16 protein-coding genes are annotated in these 21122 nt (G+C 71.1%); 9 read left to right on the top strand and 7 right to left on the bottom strand.

Translation table 11 applies throughout. From position 1 onward, the window contains the following. Positions 1 to 11 precede the first annotated feature (11 nt). The 3 genes from ACTJI1_RS14155 to ACTJI1_RS14165 are packed head-to-tail and all read left to right on the top strand — an operon-like array spanning position 12 to position 4573. The gene (locus ACTJI1_RS14155) at positions 12 to 1916 is read left to right on the top strand and encodes a hypothetical protein (RefSeq protein WP_440743129.1); all 1905 of its coding nucleotides are present in this window, start codon (positions 12 to 14) and stop codon (positions 1914 to 1916) included. Then, on the top strand, positions 1913 to 3802 hold the full coding sequence (locus tag ACTJI1_RS14160) for an MBL fold metallo-hydrolase (protein WP_440743130.1): 1890 nt from the start codon (positions 1913 to 1915) through the stop codon (positions 3800 to 3802). Before ACTJI1_RS14155 ends, ACTJI1_RS14160 begins: the two co-directional genes overlap by 4 nt. Before the next feature lie 9 nt (positions 3803 to 3811). Continuing rightward, entirely contained in the window at positions 3812 to 4573 is a 762-nt protein-coding gene (locus ACTJI1_RS14165; RefSeq protein ID WP_440743131.1) for an alpha/beta fold hydrolase, read from the top strand. Between the two features lie 38 nt (positions 4574 to 4611). Here ACTJI1_RS14165 and ACTJI1_RS14170 read toward each other — a convergent pair whose 3' ends face one another. Next, positions 4612 to 5094 (bottom strand): SRPBCC family protein, encoded by a 483-nt coding sequence (locus tag ACTJI1_RS14170; RefSeq protein ID WP_440743132.1) that lies wholly within the window; start codon positions 5092 to 5094, stop codon positions 4612 to 4614. Positions 5095 to 5183: 89 nt separating this feature from the next. Next, a complete protein-coding gene (locus tag ACTJI1_RS14175) occupies positions 5184 to 5507 on the bottom strand; it encodes an ArsR/SmtB family transcription factor (RefSeq protein WP_440743133.1) in 324 nt (107 codons plus the stop codon). Positions 5508 to 5773: 266 nt separating this feature from the next. Here ACTJI1_RS14175 and ACTJI1_RS14180 point away from each other — a divergent pair, with 266 nt between their 5' ends. The 4 genes from ACTJI1_RS14180 to ACTJI1_RS14195 are packed head-to-tail and all read left to right on the top strand — an operon-like array spanning position 5774 to position 12006. Continuing rightward, positions 5774 to 6775, top strand: a complete 1002-nt coding sequence (locus tag ACTJI1_RS14180; RefSeq protein ID WP_440743134.1) for an ROK family protein — start codon at positions 5774 to 5776, stop codon at positions 6773 to 6775. After that, the gene (locus tag ACTJI1_RS14185; protein ID WP_440743135.1) at positions 6768 to 7352 is read left to right on the top strand and encodes a D-sedoheptulose-7-phosphate isomerase; all 585 of its coding nucleotides are present in this window, start codon (positions 6768 to 6770) and stop codon (positions 7350 to 7352) included. The genes ACTJI1_RS14180 and ACTJI1_RS14185 overlap by 8 nt, the downstream gene beginning before the upstream one ends. Next, complete coding sequence (locus tag ACTJI1_RS14190; protein ID WP_440743136.1) at positions 7349 to 10156, top strand: glycoside hydrolase family 38 C-terminal domain-containing protein; 2808 nt, start codon at positions 7349 to 7351, stop codon at positions 10154 to 10156. Before ACTJI1_RS14185 ends, ACTJI1_RS14190 begins: the two co-directional genes overlap by 4 nt. Continuing rightward, positions 10153 to 12006 carry a hypothetical protein gene (locus ACTJI1_RS14195; RefSeq protein WP_440743137.1) on the top strand — a complete coding sequence of 618 codons (1854 nt, stop codon included), beginning with the start codon at positions 10153 to 10155 and terminating at the stop codon, positions 12004 to 12006. Before ACTJI1_RS14190 ends, ACTJI1_RS14195 begins: the two co-directional genes overlap by 4 nt. A gap of 18 nt (positions 12007 to 12024) precedes the next feature. Here the strand turns inward: ACTJI1_RS14195 and ACTJI1_RS14200 are convergent, their stop codons facing one another. Then, positions 12025 to 12213, bottom strand: coding sequence for a hypothetical protein (locus tag ACTJI1_RS14200; RefSeq protein ID WP_440743138.1), 189 nt, complete (start codon positions 12211 to 12213; stop codon positions 12025 to 12027). Between the two features lie 87 nt (positions 12214 to 12300). Here ACTJI1_RS14200 and ACTJI1_RS14205 point away from each other — a divergent pair, with 87 nt between their 5' ends. Continuing rightward, positions 12301 to 12891, top strand: coding sequence for a CGNR zinc finger domain-containing protein (locus tag ACTJI1_RS14205; RefSeq protein ID WP_440743139.1), 591 nt, complete (start codon positions 12301 to 12303; stop codon positions 12889 to 12891). Positions 12892 to 12901: 10 nt separating this feature from the next. On the opposite strand, the gene ACTJI1_RS14210 is transcribed toward ACTJI1_RS14205, so the two are convergent. Beyond that, positions 12902 to 13486: a DUF2087 domain-containing protein gene (locus ACTJI1_RS14210; protein WP_440743140.1), complete on the bottom strand. Its 585-nt coding sequence runs from the start codon at positions 13484 to 13486 to the stop codon at positions 12902 to 12904. A gap of 306 nt (positions 13487 to 13792) precedes the next feature. Further along, on the bottom strand, positions 13793 to 16111 hold the full coding sequence (locus ACTJI1_RS14215) for a hypothetical protein (RefSeq protein ID WP_440743141.1): 2319 nt from the start codon (positions 16109 to 16111) through the stop codon (positions 13793 to 13795). Between the two features lie 262 nt (positions 16112 to 16373). Here ACTJI1_RS14215 and ACTJI1_RS14220 point away from each other — a divergent pair, with 262 nt between their 5' ends. Next, on the top strand, positions 16374 to 17744 hold the full coding sequence (locus ACTJI1_RS14220) for an ABC transporter substrate-binding protein (RefSeq protein WP_440743142.1): 1371 nt from the start codon (positions 16374 to 16376) through the stop codon (positions 17742 to 17744). 1143 nt (positions 17745 to 18887) lie between these two features. Here the strand turns inward: ACTJI1_RS14220 and ACTJI1_RS14225 are convergent. Further along, the gene (locus ACTJI1_RS14225; protein ID WP_310132378.1) at positions 18888 to 19871 is read right to left on the bottom strand and encodes a carbohydrate ABC transporter permease; all 984 of its coding nucleotides are present in this window, start codon (positions 19869 to 19871) and stop codon (positions 18888 to 18890) included. After that, positions 19871 to 20842, bottom strand: coding sequence for a carbohydrate ABC transporter permease (locus ACTJI1_RS14230; protein WP_440743143.1), 972 nt, complete (start codon positions 20840 to 20842; stop codon positions 19871 to 19873). Before ACTJI1_RS14230 ends, ACTJI1_RS14225 begins: the two co-directional genes overlap by 1 nt. Between the last annotated feature and the right edge of the window lie 280 nt (positions 20843 to 21122).

The raw sequence follows: 21122 nt of genomic DNA on the forward strand, positions 1-21122 counted from the left end.
GACAGAGGACCATGCAGACCACCCAGGACATCACCGTCACCCGCCGCGCGACCGAGGTCGTGCTGGTCGCGCCCGCCTACACGCTGGGCGTCGCCCTGACGCGCCCGCGCGCCACGATCGCCGGCCCCGACGGCGAGCTGTGGAGCGACCTCTCCCTGCTGGCGAGCGTCGACCGCGTCGGCGTCCCCGACGAGTCGTGTGGCCCGACCGCCGTCACGGTCGAGGAGGACCCGGACGGCTCGGTGCGCGTCACCGTGCTGACCGACTCCAGCGCGTGGGCGACGAAGGCCGTAGTGCTGCACTGCACGCCGCGCGAGGTGCGGGCACGGGTCGAGGTGACCACCGAGGAGGACGACGCCCGGATCTCCGACCTCACCATGTTCGGTGGGCAGGCCGCCCTGCCCACGGGCGCGGCGGGCACGTTCCGCTCGGGCATCCGCTTCCCGTCGGTGTTCGTCCCGACGCCGACCGAGCCGATCCAGGTGGTTCGGCTGTCGAACACGCAGGCGCAGCTGGGCGTGGTCGGCGACGCCGAGCCGGGACGCCTCCACGGCATCTTCTCGCCGCCGCCGCTGGTGTTCGGGCTGGGCCGTCCCTCCATCGCCGCGGACGCGCCGCACGGCCCCACCGACATGCCGGTCGGGGACTGGCTGGGCGTCTCGGTCGTCGCGCCGGTCGAGGAGCTCGGCTTCACCACCTTCCGCTACGACGCCATCGACGGCGGCTTCCTGTTCCGCCTCACCTACGAGGGCCACACGCGCGTCCGGGCCGGCGGCTGGGTCTCGCCGGAGTTCGTGCTGCGGCCGGGCGGCGCTCCGCTCTCGCTGATCCGCGACTACCGCGACGACCTCGCGGCCCACGGCTGGGCGCAGCCGGCGGGCGAGAGCGCGTCGTGGTGGCACGAGCCGATCTTCTGCGGCTGGGGAGCCCAATGCGCCCTCGCCGTGCGGATGAGCCACGAGGGGGAGGCGCTGGCGACGGACAACGCGGACGGCTTCGTGCTGCCCGCGGGCGCGGCCTTCGCCCCCGATCTGGCGCGCCAGTACCTCTACGACCGCTGGCTGCGCCGGCTCGCCGAGCACGACATCCACCCGGGCACCGTCGTCATCGACGACCGCTGGCAGGCCGACTACGGCACCAACACGGTCGACACCGAGAAGTGGCCCGACCTGCGCGCCTGGATCGACGAGCGTCACGCCGCCGGCCAGCGCGTGCTGCTCTGGTTCAAGGCCTGGGACCCGACCGGGCTGCCACCCGAGCTGACGGTTCGGGATGCGCACGGCCGGCCGGTCGCCGTCGACCCGTCGAACCCCGCCTACCTCGAGGCGCTCGCCGAGCAGGTCACGCGGATGGTCTCCCCCGACGGCCTCGACGCGGACGGCTTCAAGGTCGACTTCACCCAGCGCGCTCCCTCCGGCGTCACCCTGCGCACGCACGGCGACGGCGAGCCCGACGGCGGCGCCTGGGGCATCAGCGCGCTGCACGCGATCATCGCGACCATCCACGCGGCGGCCAAGGCGGCGAAGCCGGATGCGCTGGTCGTGACGCACACCGTGCATCCCTCGTTCTCGGGCGTCACCGACATGGTGCGCCTCAACGACGTGCTCGAGGACTCGGTGCACGGCGACCCGGTGCCCGTCGGGGACCAGCTGCGCTACCGCCACGACATCGCGGCCGCGGCGCTGCCCGGGCACCCGATCGACACCGACCAGTGGCCGATGCCGAGCCGCGACGAGTGGCTGGCCTACTCGCGCATCCAGCCGGAGCTCGGCGTCCCCGCGCTTTACTACGTGGAATCCATCGACAACAGCCGCGAGGCGGTGACCGACGCCGACCTGGACGAGATCGCCGAGCTGTGGCGCGGCTACCGCGCGGCTCGCGGAGAGCGGGCCGAGAAGGAGCCGACCACGGTATGAGCGCGTTCACCGAGGTCGCTCCGGGCGTCCACCGGTTCGCGGACACCTGCAATGTCTACGTCGTCACCGCGGGCGACGGTTCGGGCGACGGCCGCCGGGGGGCGATCGCGATCGACTTCGGGTCCGGAGAGGTGCTCGACCACCTCGACGAGCTCGGTCTCGACACCCTCGACGCGATCCTCATGACCCACCACCATCGCGACCAGGGGCAGGGGCTGCCGCGCGCGGTCGCCGCGGGCATCCCCATCCACGTGCCGCCGGTGGAGCAGGACCTGTTCGCCCGCGTCGACGAGATGTGGTCGGCGCGGGCGCTCTACAACGACTACAACCTGCGCCAGGACCGCTTCTCGCTCCTCGACCCCGTGCCGATCGCCGGCACCGTGCCGGAGTACCGCACGGCGCGGTTCGGCGGAATCGACGTGAAGACCGTCCCCGCCCCCGGTCACACCATGGGGTCGGTCGCGTACCTGGTCGACCGGGGGGATGCGCGGATCGCGTTCACCGGCGACCTCATCTACGCGCCGGGCAAGGTCTGGTCGCTCGCCGCCACCCAGTGGTCGTACACCGAGAACGAGGGCCCCGCCATGACGGTGCTCTCGTGCCTGCTGCTGCAGGAGGAGGAGCCGACCATCCTGCTCCCGTCGCACGGGGAGCCGATGCCGCAGGCGATCGAGGCGCTCGAGAGCCTCGCCGTGCGGATGGGCGAGTACGTCGACTCGCGGCGCACCAACCCGTGGGACCTGCGCGACTGGCTGGAGCGTCCGTTCGTCCGCCTCACCGACCACCTTCTCCTCAACCGCACCGCCAACTCGTGCGTCTACGTGCTGCTCAGCGACTCCGGCGCCGCCCTGTTCATCGACTACGGCTACGACATGTCGACGGGATGGCCGGCCGGCACCGACCGGGCCGCGCGCCGGCCGTGGCTCGCGTCGCTGCCCGCGCTGAAGCGCGACTTCGGGGTGACGTCGATCGAGGTCGTGCTCGGCACGCACTATCACGACGACCACATCGCCGGCCTCAACCTGCTGCGCGACGTGGAAGGCACCGAGGTGTGGCTGCCCGAGAACGTCGCGCCGATCATGGCCGACCCGATGCGCACCGACCTCCCGTGCCAGTGGTTCGAGCCCATCCCGGCCGACCGGGTGCTGCCGCTGGGCGGCACGGTCCGCTGGCAGGAGTACGAGATCGTCACCCACGAGCTGCCCGGCCACACGCTGTACGCGGCGGCCTTCGAGTTCGAGGTGGACGGCGTCCGCGTGCTCGCGACAGGCGACCAGCAGACCGCCGAGGGGCGGCTCGGCGTGCAGCGCGAGATCCTCAACTACCAGTACCGCAACCGTTTCCGCCGCGACGACTTCATCCAGAGCGCCGCGCTGTACCGCCGGGTGGCCCCCGGTCTGATGATCACCGGCCACTGGCAGGGCCGCGAGGTGGACGAGGACTACCTCCAGCTGCTGACGGAGCAGGGCGACGAGCTCGCGGCCATCCACGACGGGCTGCTCCCCGACGACGGGCAGCGGCCGCCGGCGGACGGCAACCTGGTGCTGGTCGAGCCGTTCTACCAGCGCGTCACAGCCGGTGACGACCTCACGTACGAGGTCGTCGTAGTGAACGCGTACGACGACGCCCGCGAGGTGGTGGCGGAGCTCGTGACGCCGCCCGGGTGGAGCCGTCCGGAACCCGCGGCGGTCGTCGCGGGCGCAGGCGAGACGGTGCGGCTGCGGTTCGCGGTGCGCGCGGGCGGAGAGGCGCGGAAGCGCCAGCGGCTGGCGGCCGACGTGCGGGTCGGCGGGGTCCGGCTGGGGCAGGCGGGCGATGCGGTGGTCGACACAGTGGCGGCTACGGCGCTGGATGCGGTGGTCGACACGGCGGGGACGCTCGGCTAGCCTGCGGGCGTGGACCGCATCCCGCTCTACCGTGCCTGGTTCGGCGACCCGGACTCGCCGCACCCGCCGCTGCTGCTCATCCACGGCGGCGGTTCGACCATCGAGACGAACTGGGGGCTCCTGCTCCCGCTCGTCGCTCCGACCCGCTCCGTGCTGGCCGTCGAGCTGCAGGGGCACGGGCGCACGCCGTCGGGCGACCGGCCCGCGAGCTTCGAGGGCTCGGCGGACGACGTCGCCGCGGTGCTCGAGTCGCTCCGCGTCGGGCCGGTGGATGTGCTGGGATTCAGCAACGGCGGGCAGGTCGCCCTCCAGCTGGCCGCCCGCCACCCCGGCCTGGTCCGCCGGCTGATCGCAGCGTCGGCGCCCGTCCGGCGCTCCGGAATGGTGGACGGCTTCTGGGACGGCCTCGCCGCGGGAACGTTCGACGACCTCCCCGCGCCGTACCGCGACGCGGATCTCGCCGTCAGCCGCGACCCGGAGCACGCCCGGCGGATGTTCGAGCTCGACCGCGAGCTGATGCTCGGCTTCGAGGACTTCCCGGATGCGCTGCTCGCCTCGGTCGCCGCCCCCACGCTCGTCGTCGGCGCCGACCGCGACGTGGTCCGCGCCTCCCACTTCGTGGAGCTGGCCGCCCTCCTGCCGGACGCCCGCCTCCTCATCGTCCCCGGCATGCACGGCGACTACCTCGGCGAACGCCTCGCCGCCGCCGGCGACCCCACGTCCCTCCGCCGCACGCTCCCCCACCTCCTCGCCTTCCTCGACGCCCCCTGACCCCACCATCGGTTCCTGCCCCCCGTCGAGGGATCAGGTCAGGCGGCAAGGAGGGCGTCGACCTGGGTGAGGGCCTCGCGCATGCCCTCCTCCATGTCGATCGCGAGCATCTCCTCCAGCTGGGCGGCCGACGCGAAGCGCACCAGCTGCGTCATGCGCGTGCGCCCGTCCCGCTCTTCGAACGTGGTCACCATGCGCACCGGCTCGCCGGGCATCGGGTTGCCGTTCTCGTCGGCGAAGCCGTCATCCAGCTCGATCCGTTCGGGCGCGTCGATCTCGGCGAACCGCCACCACCCGTGGGCCTTCGTGCCGTCGGGTCCGGTCATGTAGTACGCCGCGCGTCCCGCCGGCTCGAACTCGAACGTGTCGAAGGTGGCCGGCCACTCCGGCGGACCCCACCAGCGCTCCAGCTGCCGCGGATCGGACCACAGCTGCCACACGCGCTCCCGCGGGGCGTCGTACTCGGTGACGAACGTGAGCGTCAGCGCGTCCACATCCTTGGTCGACTCGATGAAGGTCATCGGCCGCTCCTCTCTGGTTGGTGGTGCGGGTGGTTCCGGTGGTGCGGGGTAGTGCCGGTCGGCGTCGATGGATGCGACGGGCCGCGTGGTCAGCGGCCGTCCGCGGCGAGGATCCCCTCGATCGCCGCATCCCGCCGCCGCCAGATCGCCTCGTACTCGTCGAGCAGCCGCGACGCACGCCGGATGGTCTCGGGGTCGCCGGAGACGACCCGCTCTCGTCCGCGCGCCCGCTTGCGCACGAGTCCGGCGCGCTCGAGCACCGCCACGTGCTTCTGCACGGCCGCGAAGCTCATGTCGTACCGCTCCGCGAGCTCGCTCACGGAGTGCTCGCCCTCCAGCGACCGCGCGACGATGTCCCGTCGCGTCGCATCCGCCAGCGCGTGGAAGAGCCGATCGACCTCGGCGTCCGTCATCTCATCTACAACTATTTGGTTGTACGTTAGCGCCGCACGCCGCCCCGCGCAACCCCCGCCTCCATCGAGTCGTGAGTGGATGCGCGAATCCGCCCCGAATTCGGACGTGATGTCACCACTCGTGAGGCAGGCCGCCGGGCGCTTCTGGCGTCCGGAGACGAACGCGCCATGTTGACCCGCCTGCCCGCGGCGGCCTAGTATCTGTGGGAACGATCCCACACGATCCACCGACGAAGGCGCGGTCGTGCACCCCTCGGAAGGACATGATGGCAAACGGCCTCCGCGCCGTCCTCTCACTCGACATCGGCGGCACCAAGCTCGCTGTCGGCGTCGTCACGGAGGATGGACGAACCCACGCACTCACCGTCGAACCCACGCGACGCGAAGAGGGTCCGGGTGTAATCGTTCCCAGACTCTTCGCCATGGGGCAGCGCGCCATCGCCGAGTCCGGCCTCGCGATCGAGGCCGTCGGCATCTCGTGCGGCGGTCCGCTCGACGCGAAGGCCGGCGTCCTGACCGGCCCGCTGCACCTCCCGGGCTGGATCGACCTGCCGATCGTGGAGCTCGCCGAGCGCGAGTTCGGCGTTCCCGCCGTGCTCGAGAACGACGCGACGGCCGGCGCTCTCGGCGAGTTCCGCTACGGAGCCGCGCGCGACGCCGACACCATGGTCTATCTGACGATCTCGACCGGCATCGGCGGAGGGGCCGTCATCGCCGGCCGCCTGCACCGCGGCGCGGCCGGCAACGGCGGCGAGTTCGGTCACGTCATGGTCCGCACCGGCGGCCGCCCCTGCCTGTGCGGTCGGCGCGGGTGCCTCGAGGGCTACGCCTCCGGCACCTCGATCGCCCTCCGCGCCCGCGAGGCCGTCGCCGAGCGCGGGCAGGGCTCGTCGCTCGCGCAGCTGCCCGTCGTCCGCGCCGAGGACGTCGTCGCGGCCGCGGCCGACGGCGACCCGCTCGCCTCCGAGCTGTGGGAGGAGACGATCGACGTCCTCGCCACCGCCCTCACCGACCTCGTCAACGTCTTCGAGCCCGACCTCGTCGTCCTCGGCGGCGGAGTGACCCGCTCCGGTGACGCCCTGCTCGTGCCGGTGCGCGAGCGGGTGGCCGCCGCCGCGATGGCGCCCGCAGCCGCCGCATCCACCGTGGTGCTCGCCGCGCTCGGCGACGTGGTCTGCGTCGTCGGTGCCGGCGCGGTCGCCTTCGACCGTTTGGACCAGCTCGAGGGCGCGATCGCCGGAACACCGAAGGGAGGCCCCCGTGGCTGAGTGGATGCGACAGCAGCTGGAGGCGCACATCCAGGTCGCCGAGAAGGGCGAGGCACTGCTGCCCGCGCTGCGCGAGGTCGGGAAGGTGCTCTGCGACGCGTTCGCCGAGCGCGGCATCCTGTACACCTTCGGCAACGGCGGCAGCGCTGCGGACGCCCAGCACTTCACCGGCGAGATCATCGGCCACTACAAGCGCGACCGGCGGCCGCTCGGCGCTGTCACGCTGAGCACCGACCCGACCACGATGACGTGCATCGCCAACGACTACTCCTACGACGACGTGTTCGCCCGGCAGGTCGCGGGCCTCGCACGCCCGGGCGACGTGGTCGCCGCTTTCACGACGAGCGGACGGAGTGCGAACATCGTCTCAGCGCTCGAAGCCGCGAAGGCGGCCGGCGCGACGACCGTGCTGTTCGGCGGGGGCGACGGCGGTCCCGCGCGGGAGTTCGCCGACTACGCGCTGCTGAGCCCGTCCACGACCACCCCGAGGATCCAGGAATTCCACACGTTCATGCTCCACGTGCTCTCCGAGATCGTGGATGCGTGGGCCGACGGCGACGAGGAGTACGCACTGTGACCACCCCGCACACGCCGGACACGCAGGCGCCCGACGCCGAGGTCGGAGCGGACGCCGGAGCGCGCACGGAGACGGACGACGCGGCACGAGCGGTCGACGCCGTCCGCGTCGGCCCCGAAACGCCCGAGAAGTTCGCGGTGGATGCGGCGCAGGAGCCGCGCGAGAGCGCATCCGGCGCCGAGGTGACCGGCGAGACCGAGGCGGCGGCCCCCGACGCGAGCGGCAGGGCCCCCGTCGCGAACGCCCCCGCCGGCACCCAGCCCCGCGACCTCCCGCCGGCGAAGCGTCCGACAGCGACGCCGCAGCGCACCCTCCACATGATCGGCAACGCGCACCTCGACCCGGTGTGGCTGTGGCCGTGGCAGGAGGGCTACCAGGAGGCGCGCGCCACCTTCTGGTCGGCCATCCACCGCATGGAGGAGTACCCCGACTTCGTCTTCACCTGCGACCAGATCGTGCTGCTCAGCTGGGTGGAGGAGTCCGATCCCGAGCTGTTCGAGCAGATCAAGCGCCGCGTCGCCGAGGGCCGCTGGGTGAACGTCGGCGGCTGGTGGGTCGAGCCCGACAACAACATGCCGATGGGCGAGAGCTTCGTGCGCCAGGGCCTCTACGGCCAGCGCTACCTCGAGTCGCGCTTCGGGAAGCCGTCGACGGTCGGCATGAACGTGGACCCGTTCGGCCACAACGCGATGCTCCCGCAGATCCTGCGCGGCCAGGGGATGGACTCGTACACGTTCCTGCGCCCCGGCCCGCACGAGTCCGACCTCGCGCCCAGCCTGTTCTGGTGGGAGGCGCCCGACGGCTCCCGCGTGCTGGCGTACCGCATCCCGTTCGAGTACTGCAGCCCGCCCGGGTCGGTGGACGGCCAGACCGAGAAGGCGCTCGCCTCCCTCGACCGCACGGTCGGCTTCGGCGAGAACGCGACCGCGATGGTCTTCTACGGCGTGGGCAACCACGGCGGCGGCCCGACGATCGCGAACATCGAGTCGATCCACCGCTACGACCGCATGGGCTCCTTCGGAAGGATGACGATGTCCTCACCGCGCACGTACTTCGACGAGGTGCTCGGGCGCGGCGAGGCGTTCCTCGACGCCCTCCCCGTGCGCCGCGACGACCTGCAGCATCACGCGCCGGGCTGCTACTCGGCGCACTCCGGCATCAAGGCCTGGCAGCGCCGCGCGCAGTTCGCGGTGCTGAACGCGGAGCGCTGGGCGGCGGTCGTCGCCGCGAGCGACGGCGTCGACTACCCGCGCGAGCAGTTGGAGACCGCCTGGAAGCAGGTGCTCTTCAACCAGTTCCACGACATCCTGCCCGGCTCGGCGATCGAGCCGTCCTACGACGACGCGCGCGACCAGCTCGGCGAGGCCGTCGCGATCTCGAAGCGCATCGTCACACGGGCGCACAACATCATCGCCCGCCAGGTGCAGGTCGACCGCGAGGACGGCACTCAGCCGGTCCTCGTCTTCAACCCGCACCCCTGGCCGGTGTCGGTGGATGTGGACTTCCAGTACGGCGCGCAGCGCGCCGGCGTCCACGTGGTCGACGAGAACGGCGAGCCGGTCGTCTTCCAGAACTCGCAGTCGACCGCCACGACGGACGACGTCTCGCGCGGCGCTGTCGTGTTCCGCGCCGACGTGCCCGCTCTCGGCTACCGCCTCTACCGCCTGCGCCCCGGCGCGGGACCGGGCGCCGCATCCAGCGCGCTGACGGTGACCGCTGACACTCTCGAGAACGACCACGTCCGCATCCGCATCGATCAGGAGACCGGCTGGATCTCGTCGTACCTGGTCAAGGCGACCGGTGTGGATGTGATGGCCGGCGTCGACGGCGCCCAGCACACCCAGATCAACGACGACCCGACCGACACGTGGGGCCACCGCGTCATCTCGTACGCCTGGCCGGGCGCGACCATGGCACTGAAGCGGATCGTGGTCCGCGAGACCGGCCCGCTGCGTTCGCGGGTCCGGGTCGAGCGCGAGTGGGGAGCATCCACCCTGGTGGAGGACCTCATCCTCGACCACGACTCGTCCGTCCTGCGCGTCAACGTCACGCTCGACTGGCGGGAGCAGGCGCACCTTCTGAAGCTGCGCTTCCCGACGGTGCTGGAGGACCCGACGGCGACCTACGAGATCCCGTTCGGCCACCTGGAGCGCCCGGTCGACGGCGCCGAGGAGCCCGCGCAGTCGTGGGTCGACCTGGCCGGGACGGTCGACGGCGCCGCAGCGGGGCTGACCGTCATCACGACGAACAAGCACGCCTACGACGTCTCGCCCGGCGGCGCCGACAACGGCGAGCAGCCCAGCATCGGCGTCACCGCGGTCCGCAGCCCCGTCTACTCGTGGCACGACCCGCGCCTTCTCGACCCCGAGGGCATCTACTCGTTCCAGGACCAGGGCGTGCAGCGGTTCAGCTACGAGCTGGTGCCGCACGCGGGCGACTGGCGGGAGGCCGACCCGATCCGCCGCGCCCTGGTGCTCGGCAACCCGGTGCGCGCGATGCAGGAGTCGTTCCACGATGGCGCCCTGCCCCCGGTGAACTCGTTCGCGGGCGACGGCGGCGACGCGGTCATGGTGACGGCGCTCAAGGGCACGGAGGACGAGACGGATGCGCCCGGCGGCGCGGACGTCGTCGTGCGAGCCGTCGAGACCCGCGGCGAGGGCGGACGGTCGCGCATCGAGCTGCCCCTGCTCGGGCGGACGATCGAGGAGGACTTCGGCCCCTCGCAGCTGCGCACCTTCGTCGTCCCGGCGGACCCGTCCCAGCCCGTTCGGGAGGTCGACCTGATCGAGCGCCCGCTGCCGTGAGCGCGCGGCCGGAGGTCTGTGCGACCGTGGTCGGCGCCGCTGCGGCGTCGGCCGAGGTCGCCCTCGACTGGGCGGAGGCCGAGCTCGGTTGGCGCCTCACCGTACGTGTGCGATACACCGGCGATGAGGCTGCCGACGGCTCGGTGCTCCTCGAGGCGCCCGTCCACGGCGCCGACGACCCGTGGTGGCTGATCCCCGGCGCTTTCTACGGGGAGAACCGACCCGCCGAGAACACCCGCGCCTTCCCCCGCTTCGAGGTCGGCGCCGACACCGCCGAGCAACACGACGCCCTGGTGAGCGACACGTGGGAGTTCCGCGCCGACCGCGCGGCGACGCCCGCCGTGTTCGCCTGGGCGGGTGAGGGCCGCGGGGGTGTGGCGCTCGCCGCCGCCGAGACCTCGGCGCTCGGGCTGACGGGACTCGGCCTCGCCCACGACGCCGCCTGGGGCGACGCCACCGTGAGCCTCCGCTTCCCGTACCGCGAGTACCCGGTCACCTACTACGGCGACGCACGTCCGCGCCCGGCCGACGTGTCCACCTACCGTTTCTCGCCCGGCGAGACCCTGGAGCTGTCGGTGCGCGTCTTCGCGCTCGACGCATCCCGTCACGCCTACGCCCCGATCCTGCGCGCCCTGCACGCCGAGGCCGCCGCCGACGCACCCCTGCAGCCGTGGGTGGATGTGGCGACCGCGGCGGACCTGAGCGCCGACGGCCTGCTGACCTGGCACTACGACCCCGACCCCGGCGTGCTGCTGGAGACGGTCGGCTTCGACCGCGAGGTCAGCGGCCGCGACGGCCTCACCGTCGACCGGCAGGCCATGCACGTCGGCTGGGTCAGCGGCATCCCGTGGGCGTTCGCGCTGCTCGCCCACGGACTCCGCACCGACCGCCCCGCCGAGGCGGACGCCGCGCGCCACGTGATCGACTTCATCAGCGCGAACCTCTCGCCGTCCGGCACGTTCTGGGGCGTCTGGTACCGAGACCACGGCTGGACGCAGAGCTGGACGGAGCTGAAGCGCGGCCTGCACGCCCGCACGCTCGGCGAGGCGACGCTGTTCCTCCTCCGCGCCCAGGCGCTGGACCCGCATCCCCAGTGGGAGCACGCCCTCCGCTCGAACCTGGATGTGATGGTCGGCCGCCAGCGTGCCGACGGGAACCTCGGGTCGGTCCACCACGCCGAGACCGGCGAGGTGCTGTCCTGGTCGGGCGCCTCCGGCCTCACCTGGATCGCGGCTCTGGTTGAAGCCGCCGATCGCGACGACCGGTACCTCCCTGCCGCCCTCGCGGCCGGCCGCTACTACGAGCAGTTCGTCGACCGCGAGTTCGTCCACGGTGCGCCCGAGGACGTCGACCTCGCACCGACCTCCGAGGACGGCTACGCCGCGGTGATGGCGTACGTCGCGCTCCACCGGGCGACGGGCGACGCGCGCTGGCTCGACGTGGCACGGCGCGCGGCCGATTGGATGCTGACCTTCCGGTACACGTACGACGTGCACTTCCCGGAGCACACCCTGCTCGGCGCCTACGGCTTCCGCACGCGCGGGGCCGACAACGCCTCCCCGTCGAACCAGCACCTGCACGCCTACGGCCTCGTCTGCACCGCCGAACTGCGCGAGCTGTCCGCCGCGCTCGGCGACCCGCACTACGCGGAGCGGGCCGACGAGACCCTCGCCTGCTTCCGCCAGTTCATCGCGCGCGAGGACGGCGACTTCAACGCCTACCGCGGCATGGTCAGCGAGCGGTACTACCAGACCGCGTGCTTCCAGCCGAAGGGGATGCTGCTGACGCTGTCGCACGCGTGGAGCGTCGGAGTGACGCTGCTGGCGTGCGAGCAGACGCTGGCGGGCTGAAAGGCGGGCTGGGGCGCCTCACCGGTGCAGTCCCCAGAACGCCCACGGCGACACCCGGTCGAGCCAGGGATCGCGCTCGGCCCGCCGGGCGCTTCGCCGCACCCGCAACGCGCGGTAGCGGATGCGCATCCACCGCCCGACGCTCTCCGCCGGGATCGCGGGCCGATGCGCGACCGTGATGATTCGTTGTGCCGTCTGGTCCACCATGACCTCCTAACACCGGCTAAAGCGAATGACCGGTGTTTCAACCCTGACCCCTCGCGTGGACACCTGTCAAGAGCGTATGCTGGTGTCATGGGTCGGCAAACGGATCTCGCGTTCCAGCGAGAGGACGAGATGATCCCGGCGCGGCTCAAGCTGGTGCGGGATTTCGTCAACACGGTCGAGTACCAGGAGGACGAGGAGGGCTGGGAGCAGCCGGCCGACCTCACGTCGTGGCTCGTCGGGCGCGGACTGCTCCGCGACGACGACCTACTCGCCACCGACGCCGACCTGGCGCTCGCGAAGGCGTTGCGCGAGGGTCTGCGCTCTGTGCTCGCGACCCACGCCGGTCACGAGGCCGACCCCGCCGCGCTCCGGATCCTCGACGACGCCCTCGCCGAACTGCCGCTGCGGTTGTCCTTCGCGGCCGACGCGTCGTTCGCTCTCGAGCCCGCGAGTGACGGTGGCGCGCGGGGGGCGCTTGCCGGGGTGCTGGATGCGGTCCGCGCTTCGCGCGAGGACGGCGGCTGGTCGCGCCTCAAGGTCTGCGACCGCGTCACCTGCCGGTGGGCCTACTACGACTACTCGAAGAACCGCTCCAGCCGCTGGTGCACCATGGCGGGCTGCGGGAACGCGGTCAAGATGCAGAAGGCGCACGCGCGCCGCGCATCCAGCCCGGCCTGAACCTCCCGGGTCAGGAGCCCGACGGCTCGTCGGCCCGCGCGTACTCCGACCCGGAGCGGGTGCGGAGCAGCATGCCGGCGTCGACGAGATAGCGCCGTAGTGTCACCGGATCGTCGCCGAACCGGGCCAGTCTCTCCGTGAGCTCCCGTTCCGTCACGATCTCGCCGACCGCGAGCACCCGGTCGGCGATGTGCCGGAGCAGGTGCGAGCGGTCGTCGGCCGCGGCGGGGAACCGGTCGATCCGGCCGTCCGGGCGCAGAAACCGCTCGACGCCCGTCGGACGCGGCTGAAGCGATGCCGAGGCGGCCAGAAGCTCCCGAAACGCCACGTCGGCCACCTCGACGGCACCCCCGTCGGTGGTGCGGAGCAGTCCCGCGGCGTCGAGAAGTTCGCGCGCCCGTCGCTCGCGGGCCGGGCTGAGGGCTCCGCCGCCCCCGTCCACGACGAGCTTCGCCCACACCGCTCGCGCATCGCGGTTGGCCAGCGCCGCGACCACGGGCCGCCAGTCCACGGGGCGCCCGGCCGCGGACGGCTCGCTCGCCGCTCCGATCGACGCGCGCTCGCCGCCGAGATCCTCTGTGCCGTCCTGCCCCACGCTCCCAGTGTCCCGCACACGCCTGCCGGTATCGAGCCGCCGACGTCCGTGCACCGTTGCAGCGTCAGAGCGAGGCGCACTCGGCGCCCGCCCGGCGGGCAGGGCGGACAGCGAGCCGGGTGGACAGGATGCGGCACACCGCGCGCCCCTGGTCGCGATCCGGCGTGCCGCACCTGTCGTTCGGCGGGGGAGGGAACGCCCGCCGTGGGGGTCATCCGGAGCGCGGCGCGGGATGGATGTGCGGATGTCCCCCTTATGAGGGGTTTGCCAGGTTCGGGGATCGGCCCCTGGCGCCGGAATCAGCGCTCACCGCCCGAGAGGCCCCATGTAGGCGCGCGCCGGGAGCGGCAGTGCCAGGTCGGCGCCGAAACGGGCGACGGCGTCGCGGAGACCACCGGAATGCGCAGGACGGAAGCGGTAGTGCAGCGTGCCGGTGAACTCCTGGCTGGCCGGGAAGTTCGTGAAGTGCAACGTGTTCATCACCCAGCTGTTGACGTGCCCGGCCGGAGCGACCAGCGTCCGCGCCCACTCGCCGGTGTGGAACCCGCCGAGCTGGACGAGCGGCGCATCCACCGTGCCCCAGAGGATGGCGTCGTCGCCGTTCCCAGCGGTGCCACGGCCGCGCACGCCCACCGCATGCTGAATCGAGTACCAGTCCTTCGACGTGTCCGGCAGCTGCTCGGTCTCGGCCGCGAACACCGCACCGGCGGTCTCCAGCAGGAACTCGGGCTCGGTCACCGCGAACGGGAAGGCCACGAACACGCTCTCCGGCCCGAAGCGCTCCGGTTTCGCGAGGTGCACGGCGAGGTCGATGTCGTCCAGGTCGCGGTACAGGGTGAGCGTGTGGGTGGCGGTGAGGATGCCGGGCAGCTCCGTCGTCCAGTGGATGCGCGTGAAGGCGGCAGTCTCGGTCACCGCCGGCTCGGCGGCCGAGCCGGCGTGAACGCGCTCGAAGGCCGGGCCGGGGAAGGCGGGGTTGAAGTTCTTGGGGTTGTCGAAGATCGGATGCGATCGGCCCTCCTCGGTCACCTCCTCGACGACGACCGCGCCGAGCCCATGCAGGAGGTCCGGGTCGATGAGCTCGCGCCCGGTCCGTCGGTCGATCAGCGAGACCACACCGCCGCGGGACGGATCGACCTCCGCCCGGTAGCGTCCGGCTTCGATGACGCGACCGGTGATGGGCGACGGCTCCGGGGCGGGGGCGTCGACCACGACCACCGAACGCGCGGGGACCTCGGCGACCAGGGTCACGCGCCGCGTGCCGTCGACCTCCGCCTCCACGGCCTCCCGGCGGGGGCGGTCGCCGAGGTTGGCGATCAGCACCCCGGATGCGGCCGCGAAGCCGGAGACGCGCGCGTCGCCCGAAGCTGTCGCGGCGGCTCCGTCTCCGGATGCGGCGAGCCGGTAGAGCGCCTCCACGTTCAGGTCGCGGGCCAGGTCCCACGCGCCGAAGGCGAATCCCGCCTTGGCGTTGTGGTGCGACGCGGTGAAGTGCGAGTGCGGCTTGGAATACGTCTCCCACGAGCCCCAGGTGTGCTCGCCGTAGAGCAGCAGCTCCTCGTCCACGCGGTCGAACACCTCGGCGAGCTCGGCGCCGTCCCGCAGGCGGACCGGACCGCGGCGGTAGCCGAGCACCGTCGCCAGCGCTGGGTCGCCCTCCCCGCGCTCCGCGGCCAGACGGAACGCCTCCCGTGCCGACCGGGCGAAGCGCCGCGCCTCCCGGTAGACGGCCACGTCGCGCGCGGTGGAGCCGTGCCCGTGCGCCCACCAGTCCGCCCACTCGCCGCGGAGGACGGGCAGGTCGTCCGTCGCCTGCGCGGCCAGCGCATCCATCGCCGTGTCGATCGTCGCGGTCTCCATCGGCCGGTCCGGGTGGCGCTCGTTCCAGTGGCGGACGACACGCGTGAACAGGGCCGTCGGCCAGCGGTTGTCGTTGCCGGCGTGCACCACCGCCGTGTCGAACGGGTAATCGCCGCGCGCCTCCAGGCCGTCGAGGAAGGCGAGGATGCGCTGCTCGGCCAGTTCGACGTCGCCGTCGACGATCCCCCACTCCTCGCCGAAGCCGTAGTGCGTCGACAGCAGCGTGAACACGCGGCGGCCCGACGGCGCCTCCCACCAGAAGACGCTCGGCTGCGTCAGCGGGGCGCGGCCGTGATCCGGGTTGAGCGCCATCACCAACCGGTCGAGGCCGGCGTCGAGCATGGTGTCGGCCACGCCCCACGCGATGCCGTTGACGTCGCCGTGCTGCTCGGTCCGCACCGGGATGCCCGCGTCGCGGATGCGCTCGAGCGCCCGGTACGCCGCCTCGAACTCCGGAAGGTCGGGAAGCTGCGTCATGTTGAGGTAGCCGCCGGTGACCGCGATCGTGCCGTCAGCGGTCGCCGCGGCCAGCGCATCCACCTCGCCGGGGGTCGCCGACCGCAGGAAGTTCAGGACCGGGCGGGCGACCTCGAAGGTCCAGCGGAAGCGGTCCGGGTCGCACGCCGCGGCGGTGTCCGCGGCGGCGAGCCGAAGCACCTCGCGCACGATCTCGGCGTGCATCCGGTCGATGATCCGCGGGCTGTTCGTGTAGCCGACGTCGTGGTGGGTGTGTCCGAGCAGCAGTATGCGGCGGATGCGGGGCATCGGGCCTTCTTCCGGTGTCGATCTGGCATCGTTGCCATACGACCCTAGGACTTGAGAAGCGCGTCGGACAAGCGTAAGAAACGATCAAGTAACGAAAACCGGGTCCAAGTACCTGGTCCCCTTGTGAAGAGCCTCGCTGCTGCATTACCGTGCGATGTGGGAAGGTTTCCACACTGCCGCCATCGAACCCCGGCAGTCGGGGATCCCGTACCTCTTCGCACGGGCGAGGACGCCCGCTGCGACACCACTGAAGGGAAATCAGATGAACAAGAGGCACACCGCCCTCGCCGCTGTGGCAATCACCGCGTCGGTGGCGCTCCTCGCCGGGTGCAGCTCCAGCGGTGGCAGCTCCTCCGGCGGCGACTTCTCGAAAGACGTCAAGGGCAACCTGAACGCCTGGGGCTTCGACAACGCCGACGAGGTCGGCACCTCGCGCATCGACTACGCCAAGGACCAGCTCAAGGGCGTCACGATCAAGATCGACCAGACCCCGTTCGACGCGCAGAAGTTCACCACCCGCGTCGCCGGCGGCAACGTGCCCGACGTCGTGCAGATGGACCGCCAGTTCGTGGCGACCTACGCGGCGCAGGGCCTCATCCAGCCGCTCGACCAGTGCTACTCGGTGCACAACGTCGACCCGAAGAAGTCGTACTACGGCTCGGTCGTCGACGACATCACCTACGGCGGCAAGATCTACGCGGTGCCGCAGTTCTACCAGCCGCCGGCGATCATCACCAACGAGCGCGTGATGAAGGCCGCCGGGGTCACCGACGCCGACATCGACACCTCGAAGCCCGACACCCTCGTCGCGGCCGTCAAGAAGATGTACAAGGCGTCCGGCGGCAACCCGTCGACCCTCGGCTTCGACCCGCAGGCCAGCGGCCAGGCGGGCCTGTGGCTGCTCGCCAACGGCGGCCAGCTGATCGGCAGCGACGGCAAGCCCACGCTCGACGACCCGAAGAACGAGAAGGGCCTGGAGGTCCTGAAGAAGATCACGGACGCCCAGGGCGGCTACGCGAAGATGAAGAGCTTCACGGACTCCTTCGACTTCTTCGGCGAGAACAACCAGTACGTGAAGGACCAGGTCGGCGCTGAGGTCAACGCCCAGTGGTACGTCAACGTGCTGACCCCGTTCGTCGACAAGGTCGACATCGGCGCCGTTCCGTTCAAGGACAGCGAGGGCAACCCCTTCACCGTCGCCTCCGGCACGTCGTTCGTCATCCCGGCGGGAGCCAAGAACAAGGACGCCGCCTGCGCCTGGGCGCTCAGCCTGACCAGCCTGCCGGCCTGGGAGGCCGCGGGCGCCGCCCGCGCCAAGACGATCGAGAAGACCGCGGGTGCGATCAACACCGGCCTGTTCACCGGTTCGCCGGAGGCCGACAAGACGCTCCGCGAGAAGTACGTGAAGCCGTCCGGCAACGCGGGCTTCGATAAGGCGATCTCGACGTACTACGACGTGGTCGGCAGCGGCAAGTCGTTCGGGGCGTCCCCGGCCGGCCAGCAGATCCAGACGGAGCTGCAGAACGCCATCCAGTCGTACCTCCTCGGCAACAAGTCGGCCAGCGAGGCCCTCAAGGACGCGCAGGCCGCGGCCATGAAGGCCTACCAGCAGGCCACCAAGAGCAGCAAGTAACGCCGCTCGCCCCAGGGGCGGTCTCCCACCGGGAGGCCGCCCCTTCTGCGTGCGCGGGGCGCCCGCGGGGCGCTGCGCGGGCGCTGTGCGCGGCACGTGCCGCGCGCGTGCGTCCTTTTGCCGAGGTGCACGTAGTCGCGCACCCGCACGGCGTGTCGCCCCCGACAACGTGCACCTCAGCCGCCGCGGCGGCGACCGCCCCCGCCGAACCGTGAGTGGATGCTGCTACTTGCGTGCAATTCGCGCACCTACTCACGACTCGCACGCCCGGCCGGCGCACCCGAGGCATCCACGTTCGCTGAAGTGCGCGTTCTTGTGGCCCCTGGCGGCGTGTCGACCGCAACGACGTGCACCTCACCGCTGCCGCGGCGGCTTCCGCCGTCGAGTGGTGAGTGGATGCTGCCACTCGCGTGCAATTCGAGCACCTACTCACGACTCGCGCACGCGCCTAGCGCCCGGCGCCGGGCGCGCGCGGCGCATCCCCTCTCGCTGAGGTGCACGTTGTTGTGACCCTTGGCGGCGTGTCGACCGCAACGACGTGCACCTCACCGCTGCCGCGGCGGCTTCCGCTGGCGAGTGGTGAGTGGATGCTGCCACTCGCGTGCGCTTCGCGCATCTACTCACGACTCGTGCGCCCGTCTGAACCCCGGGCCGGGGTGCGCGCATTCGGCGCATACCTTTCGCTGAGGTGCACCTTGTTGTGGCCCCGGGCGGCGTGTCGACCACAACTACGTGCACCTCACCGGCTGCAGCGGCGGCCAGCGCCGTCGAGTGGTGAGTGGATGCTGCCACTCGCGCGCGATTCGCGCACCTACTCACGACTCGAGCGGCTGTCGGGCGCGCCAGGCGCGGGGTGCACGCGGCGCATCCCATCGCCGACAAGCACCTTGTTGTGGACTCGTCGGCGTGTCTGCTGCAATGAGGTGCACCTCGCGCGGACCCGCCATGGCCACCGCACGCGGGCGTCCGTGGCCACCTCCGCGCTGCGCGCATCCACCGCAGCTCGACCGCGTGCTCCGCGCATCCAATCACACCCGCGCCCAGCCGCCGCGCGCACCGTTGCCCGGCATCGCGCGCCCCCTCAAAACAACACCGGGCGCGGCGGACCATATGTCCGACCGCGCCCGGCATCCGGGATCGGGATCAGCCCTTGCGGCCCTGCGTGGCCACACCTTCGATGAAGTAGCGCTGGCCGAAACCGAACAGGAGCAGCATGGGCAGCGTCACAATCAGCGCGGCCACCATGACGTACTGGTAGTCGCCGTGTCCGCCGTTGGTGGGGCTGAACGTCGTCATCGCGTACGAGATGCCGAGCGGGACCGTGAAGCCTTCGACGCCTCCCGCGTTCAGGTAGATCAGAGCCGCCTGCAGGTTGTTCCAGCTGGCCTGGAACTCGAACAGGAAGATGATGATGAACGAGGGGATGCTGAGCGGCATCGCGATGCGGGTGAACAGCTTCCAGTAGCTGGCGCCGTCGAGGCGCGCGGCCTCGAACAGTTCACGCGGTAGCCCCATGAAGAACTGCCGCTGCAGGAAGATGTAGAACGCCGAGCCGAACAGGTTCATCCCGAACAGGGGGATCCACGTGCCGACCAGGCCCAGGTTCTTCCAGATCAGGTACTGCGGCACCATCGTCACCGCGCCCGGCAGCATCATCGTCGCGAGCACCAGGCCGAACAGCAGCGTCCGGCCGGGGAACTTGAAGTACGCGAAGCCGAACGCCACGATCGAGCTCGAGATCGCGACCAGGCCGGCGGCGAGGACCGCGATGACGACGCTGTTGCCGATCCACGAGAGGAGGGGCAGCTGGTTCCACACCTCGACGTAGTTCTGCGGGGTGAACGTCTTCGGCCACAGCGAGTTGTCGAAGACCTCCTGCCGCGGCTTGAGGCTCGCCGCGAGCAACCAGGCGAACGGGTACAGGAACAGCAGCGTGAAGCCGAGCGCGATGATCCACAGCACGGTCTTGCCGATGATCGACTTGGGCTTGTACCAGCGGTTGCCGACGGGCTTCTCCCCGGGGCCGCGGCCGGTCGGCGTGCCCTTGCTCTCCAGCTGGGCGGCCTCCAGTTCGGAGGCGAGCGGGGCGAGGGCCGCGGCGGCAGTGGACTGCGTCGTGGACGACATCACTTGTCTCCTTCGTAGTAGACGAGCCGGTTGCTGACCTTCACCTGCACCAGGGTGATGAGGAGGATGATCACGAACAGCAGCCAGGCCATGGCGGCGGCGAAGCCGAAGTTGAACTGCCGGAACGCCTGCTGGAACAGATAGACGCCGTAGAACAGCGACGAGTCCGGCGAGGCGTTCGTCTGATCTCGCCAGAACAGCAGATACGCCTGGTCGAACACCTGTAGCGCCGCGATCGTCAGCACCACCACGTTGAAGAAGATCGCCGGGGAGATCATCGGGATGGTGATGGTGAAGAACTTCCGGATGGGGCCGGCGCCGTCGAGGGATGCGGCTTCGTAGAGGTCCTGCGGGACGTTCTTGAGCGCTGCCAGGAAGATCACCATCGTGCCGCTGACGCCCCACAGGGTCATCAGGACGATGGACGGCTTCACCCAGTTCGGGTCGATCAGCCACTGCGGGCCCTCGATGCCGAACAGCGCGAGGAAGCGGTTGATCGCGCCGGTGTTGCCGTTGAGCAGCAGCAGGAAGATGGATGCGGTCGCCACCGCCGGCGTCATCTTCGGCAGGTAGTAGATGGTGCGGAACACGCCGGCTCCTCGTCCCACCCAGTTGAGCAGGAGAGCGAGCAGCAGCGCGAAGATGATCTCGAGCGGCACCGCCATCACGGCGTAGAACAGCGTGTTGCCGAGCGACAGGGCGACCTTGGGGTCGTTGAACAGCTCAGAGTAGTTGTCGAACCCGGCGGGGCTCGCGCTGTTGGTCGCCAGGTTGTAGTTGCTGAACGAGATGAAGAGGCTGTACAGCATCGCGCCCAGGGTGAACACCAGGAAGCCGATGATCCAGGGGCTGATGAAGAGGTAACCCGCGATGGCCTCGCGCTTGTTGTACTTCTTCGCCCGCGTCTTCTTCTCCGGCTTGCGGTCACCCGTTCGGGTCTTGCTGCGCGATGCGTCGGTCAGGACGGCCATCAGCGGCCTCCCTGCGTCGCGTCATCGAGCTCGGTGATCCTCATCGCCACCCTTTCGATCCGTCCCCCGCCTCCATCGGCGCGGTGTGGCATCGTTACCACATAGCTGCGACTATAAGTCCTCGCGCCCGGGCCTGCAACCGAACCCGGGCCATTCCCGGGTTGAGCCGACCTGCGCGGCGGACCCGTCCCGGCTGTGTGGGCGACGCCGACGGGGGAACTGCTCTGTGTGACGCGAACGGTACACCGGTGCGGCGGCGGAGTCAGGGGGATGCGCGGTG

The sequence above is a fragment of the Leifsonia sp. 22587 genome, from assembly GCF_052044215.1.
Classification (GTDB): Bacteria; Actinomycetota; Actinomycetes; order Actinomycetales; family Microbacteriaceae; genus Leifsonia; species Leifsonia shinshuensis_C.